Origin of the sequence: Ligilactobacillus aviarius (genome assembly GCF_001654615.1) — a bacterium.
Taxonomy (GTDB): domain Bacteria; phylum Bacillota; class Bacilli; order Lactobacillales; family Lactobacillaceae; genus Ligilactobacillus; species Ligilactobacillus aviarius_B.
Genome location: NZ_LWUD01000051.1, coordinates 226,298 through 242,880, shown reverse-complemented (window position 1 = coordinate 242,880; position 16,583 = coordinate 226,298). Strand labels below are relative to the sequence as shown.

Here is a 16,583-nt window from a genome sequence, read left to right as displayed (position 1 = left end):
TAAGTTTTAAGGAAAATCATCGTGAGATGATTACAAAACATATATTACGAGGAGGTGCGGTTATGAAATGTCGAATGACCATGACCGTAGTTTTTGACAAACCGTTTTATAAGGGAGTTTTTGAACGTTTTGTTGATGACCGATATGCAGTCGCTGAGATCAACTTGGGAACAAGTTTACCAAAGACCCGTGATATATATCGATTAGTTTTAAAGCGTTGGAATACAATTCACTTTTCAAAAGAGGCACTTGATTCAACGAGGGTCAAGCGAGTCAATCCTAAAAGAATGCAACGGGAAGCTCAAAAACAAGTTCACGCTGAATTTTATGGTTCAAAGGCTCAACAAGCTCTTAAAGCTGACATTGAAATGCGAAAGCGACAAAGTCACAGGGAGCGGCAAGCAGCAAAGGCGAATCATAAAAGGAAGAAGTTTGAAATTCGACAATTAAAGAAAAAACAAAAGCATCGTGGACATTAATTTTTCCCATTACCTTCCAAGGAGGAGGGTAATGGGATTTTTTGTTATAATATCCCTGAAAAGAGGCGGTTCCATGCAAACCATTACAGCTGATATTTTGAAAAAAGTTATTCACCAACGTCCGCAAAACAGTTTTAAGGGGACGTTTGGTAAAGTGTTGATCGTGGGCGGTAACCCGAATATGGGTGGGGCGGCAATTATGGCCGGCAGTGCCGCGGTCCACGCTGGAGCAGGATTAGTCACAATCGCGACTGCCAGGGAGAATTTAACAGCGGTTCATTCAGTAGTTCCAGAAGCGATGTTTGTGGATTATCTTGATGCACCTCAATTTATTTCACTGATCAAGGGAGTGGATGTAATCGTTCTCGGACCAGGATTAGGCAATGATTCAATCGCCGAAAAAGTAATTCAAACGGTGTTTACCAACATCGCATCGAATCAAACATTGATTATTGACGGTTCGGCAATTACTTTAGTTGCGCAAAATGCAGCTTTAAAGGATGCTATTCCAACAAATGCACATGTGGTTTACACTCCTCATCAAATGGAATGGCAACGGTTAAGTGGAATTCCCATTAGTGAACAAAATAATACTCATCGAAATCAGGAAGCACAACAAAGCTTGAATGCTACCGTGATTTTGAAGAAACATCATTCTGAAATTTATTTTTCAAATGGCGAAATCCGTAAGCTAATGGTTGGTGGCCCGGCAATGGCGACTGGCGGAATGGGCGACACGTTAACGGGCATTTTAGCGGCGTTTATTGCCCAGTTTGATGCTTCATTTGAAGACCGGATTCAGGCAGCAGTATTTACCCACAGTAAGATTGCCGATGAGTTAGCTGAAGAGAAATATGTTGTTTTACCAACAAATATTATTAGTCACTTACAAAGTTTTATGAAAAGAAATTGTGGATAAAAAATAAAACCGTGAAGATTCACGGTTTTATTTTTACTTTAATTTCAATAATGCTTGAATTTCATTTTCAGAAAGGGGACGGTATTGGCCGGGTTTTAGAGATGAATCAAACTTCAACGGCCCCATCGCAATCCGGTTCAGCGTTGCCACATGCATGCCGCACGCCGCAAACATCCGCTTGATTTGGTGATATTTTCCTTCGGTAATTGTGATTTCAACTTCCGATTGATTGTCTTTTTCAACAACTGAAATAATCTTTAACGTGGCTGGTTTGCAGAGCGTACCGTCTTTTAGGCGAATTCCGGCTTTGAAACGGGCAATCGTATCGTCATTGACAATTCCGTCAATCGTTGCCTGATATGTTTTGGCAACGTGTTTATGCGGTGCCAGGAGCCGATGAGCGAGTTGACCGTCGTTCGTTAATAAGAGAAGCCCAGTTGTATCCTTATCAAGACGGCCAACCGGTGCGAGTCCCTTAACCAAATCATCCGGGGCAATTAAGTCAAGAACGGTCCGTTGGGATGCATCTTCGGTTGCGGTAATCACGTTTTGCGGCTTATTGAGCATTAAATACTTTGTTAATTGAATTGCAACCGGCTGATCGTTAATGCTAACTTGAGCAGAATCAGGGTCAAGTTGATCTTTTCCGTTTTTGACAAGTTCACCGTTGATTTTAATTTGTTTTTGTTTGATCATTTTTTTGATCTCAGAGCGAGTGCCAATTCCAAGATTGCTTAATAATTTATCAATTCGCATAGTTTCCCTCATTTAAGTTAGTATAAAAGAGGTTGTGACGTAAGTCGCAACCTCTTTGCTATCCTTGCATAATCGGGTTCCAAAACAAACGAGCTATGTGGTGACGCGAAGCTAATTCGAAAACCTCCGAATCTATGCTGACGCGATTCGTTCACTTTTCTGCTTCCACCACGCTCGTTTTTAACGTTTTGTCACACCTTCGTTTTTATTTAATCAATTCATAGATCCCTTGAGCATAAATTGCTGCGGCCTTGATCAAGTCATCAACCGGAATGAATTCGTTTGGTTGGTGCATTGTGTCAGGAACACCTGGGAACATTGCGCCAAAGGCAACCCCGCGCTTCATTAACCGACCGTACGTTCCGCCACCAACAACTTGGCCATGAGCATCTTCGCCAGTTTGTTCGCGGTAAACATTTAATAATGTTTTCACTAACGGATCGTCTTCGTCAACGTAGTGCGGAACCATGCCGCCATCGTGCATTTCAAAGTGAACGTGGTATTCATCAGCAGTCGTGTTCAATCCCTTTTCGATGTATTCAGGATCAGTACCTTTTGGATAACGGAAGTTCAGGGTGATTGAACCTTCTTTGCCATCTTCAAATGAAAGGAGGCCAGGGTTCATTGTTAAGTCACCCATCACATCATCCGTATAGTTCATGTCAAAGTTCTTCAACCGTGAATCAAGGTGAAGTTTTTCAGCTGCAAAGGTGATAAAGTCCTTGGCCCCGTTTTCAAAATCAAATTGATTCAAGAAGAGGGCTAAGTATGTTCCAGCGTTGATTCCCCGTTTTGGTTCTTGAGCGTGGGCAGCTTTCCCAATCATGTGAATGTAAAGTTGACCATCGCGAATATCAGCTTCGCCAACTACCGGGTTTTCAGCGATGAATTCATCAAATGCTTTGATCATTTCCTTGTAATCAGTAGCCTTAACCCATGCTTCAGCGTCCCGTGGGACCATGTTTTCCCGCAAGCCAGAATTGAATTTAACCAATTCATATTTGCCGCCGTTTGTGCCATCGAATTTGGCATCAAACGTTACGTTTCCTTTTTCGCCGTTGATAATTGGGAAGAAGGCGTCTGGTGAAAAGCCGAAGTCGGGTTCAGGCATGTTCTTGAAGTAGTAGTCCATTCCGCGCCATGAGCTTTCTTCATCAGTTCCAAGGATGAATGCAACTTTCTTGCTTACCGGCAAGTTAAGTTCTTTGATAATTTTTAACCCGTAGTAGCATGCCATACTTGGACCTTTGTCGTCTGAAGCTCCGCGGGCATATAATTTACCGTCTTTGATTACTGGTTCGAATGGGTCAGTATTCCATCCTTCACCAGCGGGCATAACATCGACGTGGGCAAGAATTCCAAGGGTTTCATCGCCGTCGCCAAATGCGATTTGACCGGCCATGCCATCAATGTTCTTAGTTGCAAAGCCATCGCGTTCAGCAATTCCTAAAAACTTATCCAATCCAGCTTTTGGTCCCGGGCCAAGAGGAGCATCTTCAGCTTTCTTACTTTCATCACGGACACTTTTGACCCGTAACATTGCTTTTAAATCTGCTAAAAGTTCATCTTTACGGCTTTCAGCTTCTTTTTTCCAGTCAATTGTCGTCATATCGTTCCTCCTTAACTTTATTACCTTAATAGTATCATATTCAAAGATGACAAGGAAATTAAGCGAATAGATTTTAGTTATTAAAACATCGCAAAAAAGTTGGGATTTCTTGATTGCAAGAATCTGTCATATGGTATAATGCTTGCTGAAAGATTTAAGTTAATTAGAGAGAGGGCATTTTATAAATGTCGATAAAGGTTGGAAGTATTCTTGTGTGGGTCGTCCTTGCGTTTTTGACAGTGTGGAATATCCGCATCAATATTAAGTTGATGAAGATTCGGATGTCAGTTGCACCGCGCGATCCGCGAAATTTATCCGCAACGGAAATGAAGACGGTTAAAGCTTTGAATCACGAAAAACGGAAGTGGGCCATTTTAAGTCAGGTTTTGTTTTGGACATCATTGATCTTAGTGATTGCAGCCCAATCAATGGGAATTTTAGTTTACTTCCTTGATTTGTATACTTTAACATGCATTGTTTCAAATAAAATCGATTTGCAAGCAGCTCAGGTTTTAACGAGTAAAAAATAACGATCAGCACTTTTGACTGATCGCTTTTTTTATTTACTTCCGGCGTTGAGCCTTTAATTTTGCGGCTTCTTCAGCTGTAAGATGATCAAGTTCAACTAATTGATCTTCAATATCATCAAGGATCTGATTACGATCATCCGGATTAGCAACAAAGTCATATTTATCGCCATCGATGACCATAATTGGTGATTTATCATACCATTTCAGCCACCGGTCATAGTATTGAAGGAGGTTTTGGTAGTATTCCGGTAATGTTGGGTCAGATTCGATCTGTTCATAATCCCGACCACGTTTGCGAATTCGTTTCAACATTGTATCATAGGAAACCTTGATGAAAATCATTAGGTCTTGAGAATCAACTCCGGTTGCATATTGCAATTCATCAAGCATATTTTGCAGCAATTCTTGATAAGTTGCATATTCAACGGCCGTTGCATTTCCCATATCGGTATTCATTTTCATGAAGAGGGCGTCTTCATAAATTGAACGGTCAAGGACATTATTTGCTTCTTTTTTCGCTTCCTTGATCATCCGAAAACGCCGGTTCACAAAGAAAGTTTGGAGTAAGTATGTATACGGGTTAGTTGCGTTCTGATCGCCGGCTGCCCGTTTTTTAGCGGCGATTTCATTTCCTTTGTAAAATAATGGAAGAACCGGGTTATCTTCAACGGGTTCGAAAAACGCTTTTGAACCAAGCTCCTTTGACAAAATATCAGTCATTGTTGATTTGCCCGAACCAATAATTCCTGCAAGTGTAATCATTTTGAATGCTCCTTTGATTAATAATCCTTTCCAATTCTACATGGAAAAAAATGAGAAATCAATTTTGAGAAAAACGCGGTTGTTGCATTTCACGGTAAAATTTGGTAGTCTTGATAAGAAATTCAAGTAAAGGAGCGCGTTTAAAATGGCAAAGAAATTAAAAGTTGGCGATACTGTTTTTTGCGAAAAATTTGGGCCGATGAAGCACCAATTTAAAGGAACAATTAGCAAGATTTACGAAAATTCAGCGCTTGTTCAATTTACTGATTTTGATTCAAAGGATAAGATCGCAGCTGGTGACCTGCATAATCAAGCAATCATCAGTTTAAAGGATCTTTTTGATGAAGATGGTTTTAAGAAAAAACAGGAAAAAGACGCGAAAAAAGCTTCAAAGAGTAAAAAATAACCCATGACATTGAGCGAGTTTTATGCTATACTAAATGCACATGCGGGTGTAGTTTAGTGGTAAAACTCCAGCTTCCCAAGCTGGCGTCGCGAGTTCGATTCTCGTCATCCGCTTGGAAATATTCGATGATAGAAACTAGTAGGTTTGGAAATATTACAGCGAGTTCGGGATGATGGAAGCCGGATATAGGAACAAACTGAATCGCACTTCTTAGAATAGCAAACTAAATATTTGAGTGGATTACTTTTAATCAATTAGAGTGGTACCGCGGGATAACTCGTCTCTTGCATTTTTTGCAAGAGACTTTTTTATTACAGGAGGTTTTACGATGGATTATAAGAAAATGGTTGCCCAAGCGATCGCAAACGTTGTTGGCGATGATTTGGATTTAAATGAAATCAATGACAAAATCGAAGTTCCGAAGTCAATCAAAATGGGGGACTTTGCTTTTCCAGCCTTTGTTTTAGCGAAGGTAATGCACAAAGCACCCCAAATGATTGCCCAAGATATTGTGGAAAAAATTGACCAAACGGGATTTGAAAAGGTTGAAGCGGCTGGCCCATATGTCAACTTTTTCTTAGACAAAAAGCAATTTGGCAAGGAAATTGTAAGCGAAGTTCTTGACCAAAAGGAACACTATGGTGATCAAGATTTAGGCCACCAAGGAAACGTCACGATCGATATGTCATCACCTAACATTGCCAAGCCAATGTCAATGGGTCACTTGCGGTCGACCGTAATCGGAAATTCATTGGCAGAAATCTTAAAGAAAACGAATTATAACCCAATTAAAATCAATCACTTAGGTGACTGGGGAACTCAATTCGGAAAGTTGATCGAAGCCTACAAGCTTTGGGGAAATGAAGAAGATGTTAAGAAAGATCCAATCAATACGTTGTTGAAGTACTATGTGCGTTTCCACAAAGAAGACCAGGAACATCCAGAACTTGATGATGGAGCGCGGGCATGGTTCAAGAAACTTGAAGATGGCGATCCAGAAGCAACCCGCCTTTGGAAATGGTTCCGTGAAGAATCATTAAGCTTCTTCATGAAGATCTACAAGCGGTTAGGCATCACCTTTGATTCATATAACGGGGAAGCATTTTACAACGATAAGATGCAACCAGTAATTGATGAATTGAAGGAAAAGGGCTTGCTTGAAGAAAGCCAAGGGGCAATGATCGTTGACCTTTCAAAATATGACTTGAATCCGGCATTGATTCAAAAATCAGATGGAACAAGTTTGTACATCACGCGGGATTTGGCAGCTGCAATTTACCGGAAGAAGACATACAATTTTGTTCAATCACTGTATGTAATGGGAAATGAACAATCAAACCACTTCCATCAATTAGTTGCAGTGCTGAAAGAAATGGGCGATGATTGGGCTGACGATATGCACCACGTTGCATTTGGTTTGATCACTTCTGGCGGGAAGAAGTTATCGACCCGGCGCGGCAACATTATCTTACTTGAAGAAGTTCTTGATGATGCGGTTAAACTTGCTCAAGAACAGATTGAAGAAAAGAACCCGACCCTTGAAAATAAGGATGAAGTTGCGGATGCAGTTGGCGTTGGCGCGGTTGTCTTCCACGACTTGAAGAACGAACGGTTGAATCAATTCGACTTTGACTTGCAAGAAGTTGTGCGGTTCGAAGGCGAAACTGGACCATACGTTCAATATTCACATGCCCGGGCAATGAGTATTTTACGGAAGGCCGGTGTTGATGAAAATACCGATCTTCACGTTGAAGGATTAAATGATCCGGATGCATGGGAAACAGTCCGGATGCTTGGTGACTTCCCTGCAATGGTTAAACGGGCGGTTGAAGAATATGAACCTTCAGTAATTGCTAAATATGCGATCCGCTTAGCAAAGGCATTCAACAAATACTATGCCCACACCAAGATTTTAGTTGATGATGATCAAAAGAATGAACGGTTAGCCCTTGTTCAAAGTGTTGCAACCGTTTTGAAGGAATCATTGCGCTTATTGGGTGTTAAGGCTCCAGATGAAATGTAATTAAAGGAGAAGAAGGTGTGATCAAAGAGTCACATCTTCTTTTTTATTGATTGGCTTTCTTTTAGCGAGTTCGTTAAAATAAGGTTATCTGCCTCAAAAGGCTGAATTCAAAAAATTAATAATTTCGCCACATTTAAAGGGTATAATAATGAAAAGAATTACTTTTGAAATGTGGATCAAATTGATTAGAGGATTTGTTAAATGAAAGATTCTGAATTTAAAGAATGGATACGCGATAAGTGGGGCCGCTTTAAAACGTGGTTTAAGGCGAAGTGGCATCGTTATCAGATTTGGAAATGGTTGCTGATTGCATTTCTTTCCGTTTTCCTGATGGTCAGTGTTCGCCTTGTATTTATTGCCAAGACGGCTCATGTGAGTGACTTGAAGGCCCGGCTTGAGCAGACAACCGAGATTTATGATGCCTCGGGGAAAAAGGCCGGTTCGCTTTATTCGCAAAAGGGAACGTGGGTCCCATTATCGAAAATTTCGCAAAACATGCCGAATGCGGTGCTTTCAACCGAAGACCGGAATTTCTACCATGAATATGGTTTCTCGGTTAAAGGAATTGCCCGGTCGGTTGTGTTACTGATTCGGAACCGGTTAATGGGTGAAAGCACGATCAGCAGTGGGGGAAGTACGATCACCCAGCAGCTGGTTAAGAATGCTTTCTTATCGCAACAGCAAACTTTCTCGCGGAAAGCAAAGGAAATTTTCATTGCGATGCAGGTTGAAAATACATACAGTAAGAATGAAATTCTAACGATGTATTTAAATAATGCATATTTTGGAAATGGCGTTTGGGGCGTTGAAGATGCGGCGGAACGTTACTTTGGGGTTCATGCTTCCCAATTAACGATTCCTGAAGCTGCCACTTTGGCGGGAATGCTGACCAATCCAAACGGGTTTAATCCGGCTGATCATCCGAAAGCTTCACGGGATCGGCGAAACTTGGTATTACAATTTATGTATGAGAATAAAAAACTGACCAAGAGTGAAATGAAGCAGTATCAAGCAACGCCAATGGTTACGCATGATAATTACACTTATCATTCAGGTTACAATTATCCGTATTACTTTGACGCCGTCATCAGCGAAGCCATCAACCGTTATGGCTTGACCGAAAAGGACATTATGAACGGTGGCTATAAGATTTATACGTCATTGAATCAAAGTCAGCAAAAAGTAATGCAAAATGCGTTTGAAGATCAAGCATTGTTCCCACCAGCTCAGCCTGATGGAACGGAAGCCCAAGCAGCTTCAATTGCAATTGATCCGGATAATGGTGGAGTCACCGCATTAGTTGGGGGCCGTCCAGGAACGCACGTGTTCCGGGGATATAACCGGGCAACGCAACTTGTGCGTTCACCAGGATCGACCATCAAGCCGTTAGCGGTCTATACTCCGGCATTAGAAAACGGTTGGCACTATGATTCAATGGTTGAAGATAAGCTTCAGTCATATGGGTCAAACCATTATACGCCGCAAAACTGGAATGACCAGTATGCCGGTAAAATTCCAATGTATGAAACATTGGCTTTAAGTAAAAATACGTCAGCGGTTTGGTTATTAAACAAGATTGGCGTTCAAAAGGGTTACGATTCCGTTGAAAAATTTGGAATCAAGCTCACCAAAGCGGATGATAACTTAAGTCTGGCTCTTGGCGGGTTGGAAAAGGGAGTTTCACCTTACCAGATGGCAAGCGCCTATACGGCCTTTGCAAACAACGGGGTTCGTTATGAACCGCATTTAATTACTAAAATTGAAGATGCTTCAGGCAAGGTGATTGTTGATAATACCCATATTAAGCATAAGCGGATCATGTCAAAGAAGATCGCTAAAGAAATGACCAGTATGATGATCGATGTTTATAAGGACGGGACGGGCGTGAGTGCTGCCCCAACTGGCTATACGATTGCGGGAAAGACTGGTTCAACGCAAAGCACAGATGATATCAATCAAAACGGAACGGCTGAAGATGACCACTGGTTTATTGGTTACACGCCGGACGTTGTGGTTGCAACGTGGATGGGATATGATTCCGATAAGTATAACCTTGGCGAATACGGAGCCAATGAAGGTTCTGGCTTGTTTAAAGCTGAAATGCAGGGAATCATTCCAACAACAAATGAGACAGCGTTTGGCGTTCAAGCAGCTTCAACACTTGCAAATGAATCAAGCAATCCGGGTTCAAGTGCGAGCGGATTATGGGATAATATTAAGGAAAATGGGCAAAACATTGGCAACACGATCAAGCAGAAAGCTAGCCAATGGAAACAACAAATCGAAAACTTTATTAATAATCATTAATTTTTAAATTGAATTTGATTGAATTTTAAAGAGGCGAGGCAGATGGCAAAAGAAATTTTTGACTATGAAATTGATGAAAATATGGATCTGTTTGCGTTGATCAAAACGGCAGATGTCCGAATTGCGAAGAATGGCTCAAAATTTATCTCATTTATTTTCTGTGACCGTTCAGGCGAGATTATGGCAAAGTTTTGGGATGCATCAGATGAAGATATTGAAAACTTTCAAGAAGGGCGGGTCGTTCACATTACCGGTAAACGGGAAAATTATCAAAACAACCCGCAAATCAAGATCTTTAACCTTCATCTTCCACACGACGGCGAGCCAAATGATCCATTAGATTTTGTTCCCAAAGCTCCGGAAGATACTTCATCGATGGAAAAAGATTTTAATGCCTTTTTCTTGGAAATTAAAAATCCGACATGGAGTAAAATCGTTCATTATCTAGTAAAGAAATACCATGACCGGTTCTTCACGTTCCCAGCGGCGAAAAAGAACCACCATGCCTTTGCTGGCGGGTTAGCATACCATACGCTGTCGATCTTGCGGTTGGCCAAGGCGGTAACTGAAGAGTACGACTTTGTTGACCGTTCGTTACTGTATGCCGGGGCGATGTTACACGACCTGGGGAAGGTGATTGAACTTTCTGGACCGATCGCAACGCGTTACACGTTGGAAGGAAATTTAGTTGGCCATATTGTATTGATCGATGAGCAGATCGTTGAGGCTTGTCAAAAACTTGGAATTGACCAACAAAGTCAAGATGTGATCCTATTACGGCATATGATTTTAGCCCATCATGGTTTGATGGAATACGGATCACCGGTTCAACCACATTTAATGGAAGCTGAAATCTTACACCATTTAGATGATCTTGATGCTTCAATTCAAATGATGAAGGGCGCGCTTGATCATACTGAAAAGGGTGAATTTTCAGAACGAATCTTTGGCCTGGATGGGCGCAACTTTTATAAACCGGAAAACCAAGATTAGAAAAATCCCAGCAAGATTGCTGGGATTTTTTAGATAACAAAAAGCCCAGCAGCAATCGCTGCAGGGCTTTTATTTAACTAATCTTATTTATTGTTTTGAGCTGCACCTGTATTGTTACCTGAACCAGTGTAGTTTGCTAAGATGTTTTGTAAATCTTTATCTTTGATTGAAACGTCACCGTTCTTCAATACCTTAGATACAACCTTTTGCAATGTTGCTTGATCATTCATTTCTTCATTGATGATTTGATCTTTCAATTGCTTGATGTGGTCTTTCATTTGACCCTTGCCAGGGTTCTTGATGCAGTAGATAACTTGGTAACCATATGGAGTCTTAACTGGGGTTTCAGTGAATTGACCAGTCTTTAACTTGAATGCGGCTTGCTTGAATGAGTTATCTAATTGAGTGTCTGTTCCGTCAAATGAAGGAAGCTTGCCACCTTTGTTCTTTGTAGCAGTATCTTCTGAATACTTCTTAGCTAATTGCTTGAAGTTGTCGTAACTGCCGTTTTGTTTAAGTTGGTTGATGACATCTTGAGCATCAGATTCCTTTTGAACTAAGATGTGAGCAACCGTGATCTTTGGTTCGAAGCTCTTCCATTGTTGTTGGAGCATCTTGTTGGTGATCTTTGTGTTTGCAATTACAGCTTGCTTAAGTAACAAGTTATCCCGAATTTGATCCTTTAATGTTGAAGGGGTCAAATTATTTTGTTGCAATGCAGTTGAGAATTGAGCACCATATTGACTCTTCAATGCATTGTATTGCTTGTCGACATCTTTGCTTGAAACCTTGCTGCCGTAGTCTTTTTCAAGCACTTTGTCTAAAATCATTTGTTGAAGGACTTGTTTACCGCTTTGAGTTTCCTTCATCTTGTTGTAATATTCGCTTTCAGTGATCTTACCACCTGAAGTTGTGGCAACGGTCTTTGAACATGCAGCTAAACTGAATGCCATTAAAACCCCTAAAGCTGCAACAAGCAGTTTTTTCATTTTCTTCATAAGAAATAAACACATCCATTTCTATTCTTTTTTAATAACATTCCTAACTATACCATAAAAAAGGCAGGGCGGAATAAAATTCAGTAAATTTTCATATATTATTCTGTTTTTAATCTACTTATCTTTAAGTTCGCTTTTGATGTTGCCGATTAACGGCTGAATATCGGTTGAATACTTGGTAATATCTGATTCTAAATCTTGAATCACATCTTTAGAATCATTAAAGACTTGTTTGGCTTCTGAAATTTTTTGCTTAACAATTTCAGCTTTATCAATGACATTATCAACTGATCCGTTGATGCGATCAACATCGATCGAATGTTGGATCAATGCGTCCAGAATTTGATCTTTTTTCCAATATGCAATTCCAGCTAAAGCTCCTGAAATTAAGATGAAACGCAAAAGAAATTTTCTCATAATTATTTCTCCAATTTAGTCCGGATCCGGGCAGCAATTTCTTCTAATTGATCAGCGTTGTAGTTTGCAGTATTGTCAGCAAAATGCATTGAGAACCCTTCATCTGCAGAATACCGCGGAATAAAGTGAATATGGGAATGAAAGACTGACTGGTATGCAATTTCTCCGTTGTTATTGACGATGTTTAATCCTTGAATTGCAGGATCAAAGTTGCGAACGGCCCGCGCAATCATTGGAATTTTAGTTAAGACTTTTTGAGCAAGATCATCATCGTATTCAAAGATATCTTGAACGTGCTTTTTAGGAACTAAAAGCGTATGTCCAGGCGTTGCTTGCGAAATGTCAAGAAATGCCTTCACATCTTCATCTTCATAAACCGTTGTACTTGGAATTTCACCACTGATGATTTTACAAAAAACACAATTGTCAGCCATAATAATCCTTCTTTCATTTATCGTTCACAATCAAGTATACATGATATAATTTTTACTAACAACGGATAGTAGAAGGGAACGAAGAATATGACATTAAAAGTGAGTCATTTAGTTGGGGGATATTCTCAAATCCCAGTCCTTAAGGATGTTTCGTTTGAAGTTCAACCCGGCGAATTGGTTGGCTTGATCGGACTGAACGGGGCCGGAAAGTCAACGACGATCAAACACATTATTGGCCTGCTTGAACCGCAAAAGGGCGAAATTACGATCGATGGTGTCACTTTATTTGATGACCCTGAAAAATATAAAACAAAGTTGGCATACATTCCGGAAACGCCAATCTTATATGATGAATTAACGTTGAAAGAACACCTTGAATTAACAATGATGGCCTATAACCTTGACCGTGATGAAGCGTGGGACAAGGCAAACCGCTTGTTAAAAATGTTCCGGTTAGATAAGAAACTTGATTGGTTCCCGGCAAACTTTTCAAAGGGAATGCGCCAAAAGGTAATGATTACCTGTGCGTTTATTACCAATGCTGAAATTTTTATTATTGATGAACCGTTTTATGGCCTTGATCCGCTTGCAATTCGGGATTTAACGTCCCTAATTGATGAAGTTAAGGCTCGGGGAGCGGCTGTGTTAATGTCGACGCACGTGCTTGAAACTGCGCAAAAAATCTGTGACCGGTTTGTGATGCTTAATCATGGTCAAGTTGAAGCTCAGGGTGATTTGAGCGATCTTCAAGATCAAATGAATAAGCAAAATGCTGATTTATCAGATATTTATTTAGAAATGACACAAGGGGAGTCGGCTAATGAATAAGATTTGGAATCAACGCCTCAGTCAATATCAGCAAAAATTATTGAAATATTTGCGTTATGTTTTTAATGACCATTTTGTAATTGCGCTCTTTTTTGTTTTTGGGGCAGTCTGCTATGGCTACTTCAATTTTATTGATCATTACGTTCATCCGCTGACACTTCTTGATCGGTTCGTTGCAATCATCGCATTAATGGTTATTTTACAGATTGGAAAGTTTGCAACGCTTCTTCAAAAGCCGGATATCGTTTTCTTACTGCCAAATGATTACCGCATTAATGATTATTTGATCAAGGCGCGGCATCACAGCATGACAATGACCGCATTAATTCAAATTGGTTGCGGGTTGATCACGGTCCCGTTCTTAGTTCGGGTTCTTCATTTTAAATGGCTTGATTGGACAGTTTTACTTATCAGTCAGGTTCTTTTTAAATGGATGCAGCTTCTTTTTGAAGAAACTGGTTTGTTTGATCAAAAATGGAATTCAAGTCAAATGCAACTTTTAAAGCAGGGCCTTCCACTGATTGGAATTGCGGTTGGAGTCTTGCTTAGCCCGTGGTTAAGTTTAGGAATTGCGGTGATTGGCTGGTGCGGCATGCTTCAATTGCGAAAAAAGGCAAGCTATCACGTCTTCAAATGGAAAGATGCAATTGCCGCCGAAGATAAACGGGTCATGCGAATCTATAAATTTTTCAGTTTATTTACAGATGTTCCGGAAGTTCATCAAAAAATCAAACGGCGGCGTTATTTGGACTGGTTGTTACCCCGCATTCAACAAGACTCGCGCCAAACATATAAGTATTTATACTGGCGTGGATTTTGGCGTAATTCAGAATATAGCGGATTATTTATGCGGCTAACGATCATTGGGGTTTTGTTGATGCTGTTTATCAACTTAAAATGGGTAAGCCTTTTGATCGGATTACTATTTATCTACTTAACCAGTTTCCAATTGATTCCGCTTGCAAACCAATTTTACGATATTGTCTTTACGCATCTTTATCCGGTGAAACCAAGTCAACAACTTGCAAGTTTTCGGAAAATTCTTGGCGTACTAACGGCCGTTCAAGTTGTGATCTTTACTGGGGCATTGTTAATTGCAACCCATTCATTGATTGCAGCGGTCGGGTTGGTGGTTGGAGCAATTGGCATTGAGCTTTTGCTTGCCCATTTCAGCCTTAATAAAAGATTTAATAAAGGTGCTTGACATTATTTGCAGGTATTTTGTAGACTTTAATTAGTTATCGATATGTGTAGGAGGAGAGTGACAAAATGGAATCCAATCAAAAGTCTGGTTGGCGCATTCTCCCAGTTAACGGTGACACCGGAATGGCTTATATGGGTGTCAATAATGATAAACGCTTATTTTTAAAACGAAATACATCACCATTTTTAGCGGCGCTCTCAATTGAAGAAATTACGCCGCGACTGGTGTGGACGAAACGAATGACGTCAGGGGATACCTTGACCGCTCAGGAATGGTTGAATGGCCGGAACCTCAAACGCGAAGAAATGCGGGAAAAGCGCGTTTCTGATTTACTGTGGCGGGTTCATCATTCTTCATTATTAAAGAAGATGTGGAAACAAGTTGGTGGGCGGACTCTGACCCCTGCCGATTTGATCGATAAGTGTTATCTTGAATTAGCACCGGATTTACGAAATCATCCTTTGATTTCGAAAGTCTTAAAAGCATTGAAGGGTAATCAACCGCAATTGGGACGCTCGAATTACGAAGTATGTCATGGTGATTTAAATCACAAAAACTGGCTCTTATCCGATGAAGATAAACTTTATCTTGTCGATTGGGATTCAGCTAAGTTAGCTGATCCGGCGTTGGATTTAAGCATGTTAATGTGCCAGTATGTCCCACGCTCGAAGTGGAATCAATGGTTGACTCAGTATTTCGGTCATCAACCAAGCGACGAGACGCAAAAACGAATCGTTTGGTACGCAATGGAAAACATGATTGAAACAATTGAGGACCATCACCGGCGTGGTCGTTTCCATGAAATGAACCAAGACATCGTTAAGTTAGCAGCAATTGTAAATGAACAAGACTATTACAAAATTGATTAATAAATGATTGAGAGGCTGGGCGGTGGCACAGCCTCCTGATTTTTTAGAGAGGAAATTTGAATGAGACTTCGAAATCGTCCGTGGGCGAAACCTTTAATTGAAGAAAATCCGCAATATGTGGTGACTGAACCGCAACAGTTTAAAGGAAAATGGCAGACGCGGTTTGAAAAACCAGCACCGCTTTTCGTGGAAGTCGGAATGGGAAAAGGACAGTTTATCGTTGAAATGGCTGCGCGTCATCCGGAAAACAACTATATTGGAATGGAGTTACAGACCGTTGCCACCGGAATGGCATTGAAGAAGCAGTTAGAACGTAAGTTGCCGAATTTGCAGCTTGTTCGGGCAGACGGCTCCGGGTTAACTGAATACTTTGAAGAAGATGAAGTTGACGGAATCTACCTTAATTTTTCTGATCCATGGCCGAAAAAACGTCAAGCTAAGCGGCGGTTAACGTACTCGACATTTTTAAAGCAGTATCAGATCGTGATGAAAAGCAGCGGAAACATTGAATTTAAGACTGATAATCGCGGATTATTTGAATATTCGCTAACATCAATGAATAACTTTGGAATGCGATTTGATCAGGTTTGGCTTGATCTTCATCAAAGCGAAGACCTTGAAGACAACGTGATGACTGAATACGAAGAAAAATTCAGTAAAAAGGGTCCAATTTATAAGTTAAAGGCCCATTTCAAACGGGAAGGGGAAAATGAGTAATGGAAGAACTACCAAAGATGACGATGGATGAACTCAATCAAAAGATTGCATCCGGAAATTATGTTTTGTTTTTCACGGCAACATGGTGCGGCGATTGCCGGTTTATTAAACCATTTATGCCGGAGATCGAAGCTGATTTTCCTGAATATACATTTTTGAAAATTGATCGGGATGAAAACATTGATCTTTGCCAAGCGCTTGATGTAATGGGAATTCCGAGCTTTATTGTGTACCGAGATGGTCAGGAAGCCGGCCGCTTTGTAAGCAAAGATCGGAAAACAAAAGAAGAAGTCGAAAACTTTTTGAAGAATATTAAATAGGGGTGTGATTGC

General features: G+C 40.6%; 18 protein-coding genes and 1 tRNA gene. 13 read left to right on the top strand and 6 right to left on the bottom strand.

What is annotated here, in order from left to right:
* Both A3O17_RS07490 and A3O17_RS07485 read left to right on the top strand, forming a co-directional pair.
* On the top strand, positions 1 to 479 hold a 479-nt coding region (locus tag A3O17_RS07490; protein ID WP_155729657.1), incomplete at its 5' end, for a YjdF family protein.
* Between the two features lie 73 nt (positions 480 to 552).
* A complete protein-coding gene (locus A3O17_RS07485) occupies positions 553 to 1,398 on the top strand; it encodes an NAD(P)H-hydrate dehydratase (RefSeq protein ID WP_064212697.1) in 846 nt (281 codons plus the stop codon).
* 33 nt (positions 1,399 to 1,431) lie between these two features.
* Here A3O17_RS07485 and A3O17_RS07480 read toward each other — a convergent pair whose 3' ends face one another.
* Both A3O17_RS07480 and pepV read right to left on the bottom strand, forming a co-directional pair.
* A complete protein-coding gene (locus A3O17_RS07480; RefSeq protein WP_064212698.1) occupies positions 1,432 to 2,154 on the bottom strand; it encodes a 16S rRNA pseudouridine(516) synthase in 723 nt (240 codons plus the stop codon).
* 205 nt (positions 2,155 to 2,359) lie between these two features.
* Positions 2,360 to 3,763, bottom strand: coding sequence for a dipeptidase PepV (gene pepV / locus A3O17_RS07475; protein WP_064212699.1), 1,404 nt, complete (start codon positions 3,761 to 3,763; stop codon positions 2,360 to 2,362).
* A gap of 185 nt (positions 3,764 to 3,948) precedes the next feature.
* Between pepV and A3O17_RS07470 the strand changes: the two genes are divergently transcribed.
* Positions 3,949 to 4,293, top strand: coding sequence for a hypothetical protein (locus tag A3O17_RS07470; protein WP_064212700.1), 345 nt, complete (start codon positions 3,949 to 3,951; stop codon positions 4,291 to 4,293).
* Positions 4,294 to 4,326: 33 nt separating this feature from the next.
* On the opposite strand, the gene A3O17_RS07465 is transcribed toward A3O17_RS07470, so the two are convergent.
* Positions 4,327 to 5,055, bottom strand: coding sequence for a deoxynucleoside kinase (locus A3O17_RS07465; RefSeq protein WP_064212701.1), 729 nt, complete (start codon positions 5,053 to 5,055; stop codon positions 4,327 to 4,329).
* 145 nt (positions 5,056 to 5,200) lie between these two features.
* Here A3O17_RS07465 and A3O17_RS07460 point away from each other — a divergent pair, with 145 nt between their 5' ends.
* The 5 genes from A3O17_RS07460 (at position 5,201) to A3O17_RS07440 (ending at position 10,784) form a co-directional block, all read left to right on the top strand.
* Complete coding sequence (locus A3O17_RS07460; RefSeq protein ID WP_064207745.1) at positions 5,201 to 5,461, top strand: DUF2187 domain-containing protein; 261 nt, start codon at positions 5,201 to 5,203, stop codon at positions 5,459 to 5,461.
* A gap of 42 nt (positions 5,462 to 5,503) precedes the next feature.
* A tRNA-Gly gene (locus A3O17_RS07455) sits at positions 5,504 to 5,574 on the top strand.
* Between the two features lie 215 nt (positions 5,575 to 5,789).
* Positions 5,790 to 7,484, top strand: coding sequence for an arginine--tRNA ligase (argS, locus tag A3O17_RS07450; protein WP_064212702.1), 1,695 nt, complete (start codon positions 5,790 to 5,792; stop codon positions 7,482 to 7,484).
* A 201-nt stretch (positions 7,485 to 7,685) separates the two neighbouring features.
* Positions 7,686 to 9,791, top strand: a complete 2,106-nt coding sequence (locus tag A3O17_RS07445; RefSeq protein WP_064212703.1) for a PBP1A family penicillin-binding protein — start codon at positions 7,686 to 7,688, stop codon at positions 9,789 to 9,791.
* Positions 9,792 to 9,833: 42 nt separating this feature from the next.
* Complete coding sequence (locus A3O17_RS07440) at positions 9,834 to 10,784, top strand: 3'-5' exoribonuclease YhaM family protein (protein ID WP_064207742.1); 951 nt, start codon at positions 9,834 to 9,836, stop codon at positions 10,782 to 10,784.
* A gap of 83 nt (positions 10,785 to 10,867) precedes the next feature.
* On the opposite strand, the gene A3O17_RS07435 is transcribed toward A3O17_RS07440, so the two are convergent.
* The 3 genes from A3O17_RS07435 to A3O17_RS07425 form a co-directional block, all read right to left on the bottom strand.
* Positions 10,868 to 11,773 (bottom strand): peptidylprolyl isomerase PrsA, encoded by a 906-nt coding sequence (locus tag A3O17_RS07435; protein ID WP_057828088.1) that lies wholly within the window; start codon positions 11,771 to 11,773, stop codon positions 10,868 to 10,870.
* Between the two features lie 123 nt (positions 11,774 to 11,896).
* Positions 11,897 to 12,199 carry a hypothetical protein gene (locus A3O17_RS07430; protein ID WP_064212704.1) on the bottom strand — a complete coding sequence of 101 codons (303 nt, stop codon included), beginning with the start codon at positions 12,197 to 12,199 and terminating at the stop codon, positions 11,897 to 11,899.
* Positions 12,200 to 12,201: 2 nt separating this feature from the next.
* Positions 12,202 to 12,633 (bottom strand): HIT family protein, encoded by a 432-nt coding sequence (locus A3O17_RS07425; RefSeq protein WP_064212705.1) that lies wholly within the window; start codon positions 12,631 to 12,633, stop codon positions 12,202 to 12,204.
* Positions 12,634 to 12,720: 87 nt separating this feature from the next.
* Between A3O17_RS07425 and A3O17_RS07420 the strand changes: the two genes are divergently transcribed.
* The 5 genes from A3O17_RS07420 (at position 12,721) to A3O17_RS07400 (ending at position 16,571) form a co-directional block, all read left to right on the top strand.
* The gene (locus A3O17_RS07420) at positions 12,721 to 13,461 is read left to right on the top strand and encodes an ABC transporter ATP-binding protein (protein WP_064212706.1); all 741 of its coding nucleotides are present in this window, start codon (positions 12,721 to 12,723) and stop codon (positions 13,459 to 13,461) included.
* Positions 13,454 to 14,665, top strand: coding sequence for an ABC transporter permease (locus A3O17_RS07415; protein WP_064212707.1), 1,212 nt, complete (start codon positions 13,454 to 13,456; stop codon positions 14,663 to 14,665). The genes A3O17_RS07420 and A3O17_RS07415 overlap by 8 nt, the downstream gene beginning before the upstream one ends.
* Positions 14,666 to 14,730: 65 nt before the next feature.
* Positions 14,731 to 15,534 carry a phosphotransferase family protein gene (locus A3O17_RS07410; RefSeq protein ID WP_064212708.1) on the top strand — a complete coding sequence of 268 codons (804 nt, stop codon included), beginning with the start codon at positions 14,731 to 14,733 and terminating at the stop codon, positions 15,532 to 15,534.
* A 60-nt stretch (positions 15,535 to 15,594) separates the two neighbouring features.
* Positions 15,595 to 16,251 (top strand): tRNA (guanosine(46)-N7)-methyltransferase TrmB, encoded by a 657-nt coding sequence (trmB, locus tag A3O17_RS07405; protein ID WP_064212709.1) that lies wholly within the window; start codon positions 15,595 to 15,597, stop codon positions 16,249 to 16,251.
* The gene (locus A3O17_RS07400) at positions 16,251 to 16,571 is read left to right on the top strand and encodes a thioredoxin family protein (RefSeq protein WP_064212710.1); all 321 of its coding nucleotides are present in this window, start codon (positions 16,251 to 16,253) and stop codon (positions 16,569 to 16,571) included. The genes trmB and A3O17_RS07400 overlap by 1 nt, the downstream gene beginning before the upstream one ends.
* Positions 16,572 to 16,583 lie beyond the last annotated feature (12 nt).

Bases quoted from the DNA above. Each gene is read 5' to 3' on its own strand.
- A3O17_RS07485 (WP_064212697.1), top strand. From the start codon at position 553: ATGCAAACCATTACAGCTGATATTTTGAAAAAAGTTATTCACCAACGT.
- A3O17_RS07480 (WP_064212698.1), bottom strand. From the start codon at position 2,154: ATGCGAATTGATAAATTATTAAGCAATCTTGGAATTGGCACTCGCTCT.
- pepV (WP_064212699.1), bottom strand. From the start codon at position 3,763: ATGACGACAATTGACTGGAAAAAAGAAGCTGAAAGCCGTAAAGATGAA.
- A3O17_RS07470 (WP_064212700.1), top strand. From the start codon at position 3,949: ATGTCGATAAAGGTTGGAAGTATTCTTGTGTGGGTCGTCCTTGCGTTT.
- A3O17_RS07465 (WP_064212701.1), bottom strand. From the start codon at position 5,055: ATGATTACACTTGCAGGAATTATTGGTTCGGGCAAATCAACAATGACT.
- A3O17_RS07460 (WP_064207745.1), top strand. From the start codon at position 5,201: ATGGCAAAGAAATTAAAAGTTGGCGATACTGTTTTTTGCGAAAAATTT.
- argS (WP_064212702.1), top strand. From the start codon at position 5,790: ATGGATTATAAGAAAATGGTTGCCCAAGCGATCGCAAACGTTGTTGGC.
- A3O17_RS07445 (WP_064212703.1), top strand. From the start codon at position 7,686: ATGAAAGATTCTGAATTTAAAGAATGGATACGCGATAAGTGGGGCCGC.
- A3O17_RS07440 (WP_064207742.1), top strand. From the start codon at position 9,834: ATGGCAAAAGAAATTTTTGACTATGAAATTGATGAAAATATGGATCTG.
- A3O17_RS07435 (WP_057828088.1), bottom strand. From the start codon at position 11,773: ATGAAAAAACTGCTTGTTGCAGCTTTAGGGGTTTTAATGGCATTCAGT.
- A3O17_RS07430 (WP_064212704.1), bottom strand. From the start codon at position 12,199: ATGAGAAAATTTCTTTTGCGTTTCATCTTAATTTCAGGAGCTTTAGCT.
- A3O17_RS07425 (WP_064212705.1), bottom strand. From the start codon at position 12,633: ATGGCTGACAATTGTGTTTTTTGTAAAATCATCAGTGGTGAAATTCCA.
- A3O17_RS07420 (WP_064212706.1), top strand. From the start codon at position 12,721: ATGACATTAAAAGTGAGTCATTTAGTTGGGGGATATTCTCAAATCCCA.
- A3O17_RS07415 (WP_064212707.1), top strand. From the start codon at position 13,454: ATGAATAAGATTTGGAATCAACGCCTCAGTCAATATCAGCAAAAATTA.
- A3O17_RS07410 (WP_064212708.1), top strand. From the start codon at position 14,731: ATGGAATCCAATCAAAAGTCTGGTTGGCGCATTCTCCCAGTTAACGGT.
- trmB (WP_064212709.1), top strand. From the start codon at position 15,595: ATGAGACTTCGAAATCGTCCGTGGGCGAAACCTTTAATTGAAGAAAAT.
- A3O17_RS07400 (WP_064212710.1), top strand. From the start codon at position 16,251: ATGGAAGAACTACCAAAGATGACGATGGATGAACTCAATCAAAAGATT.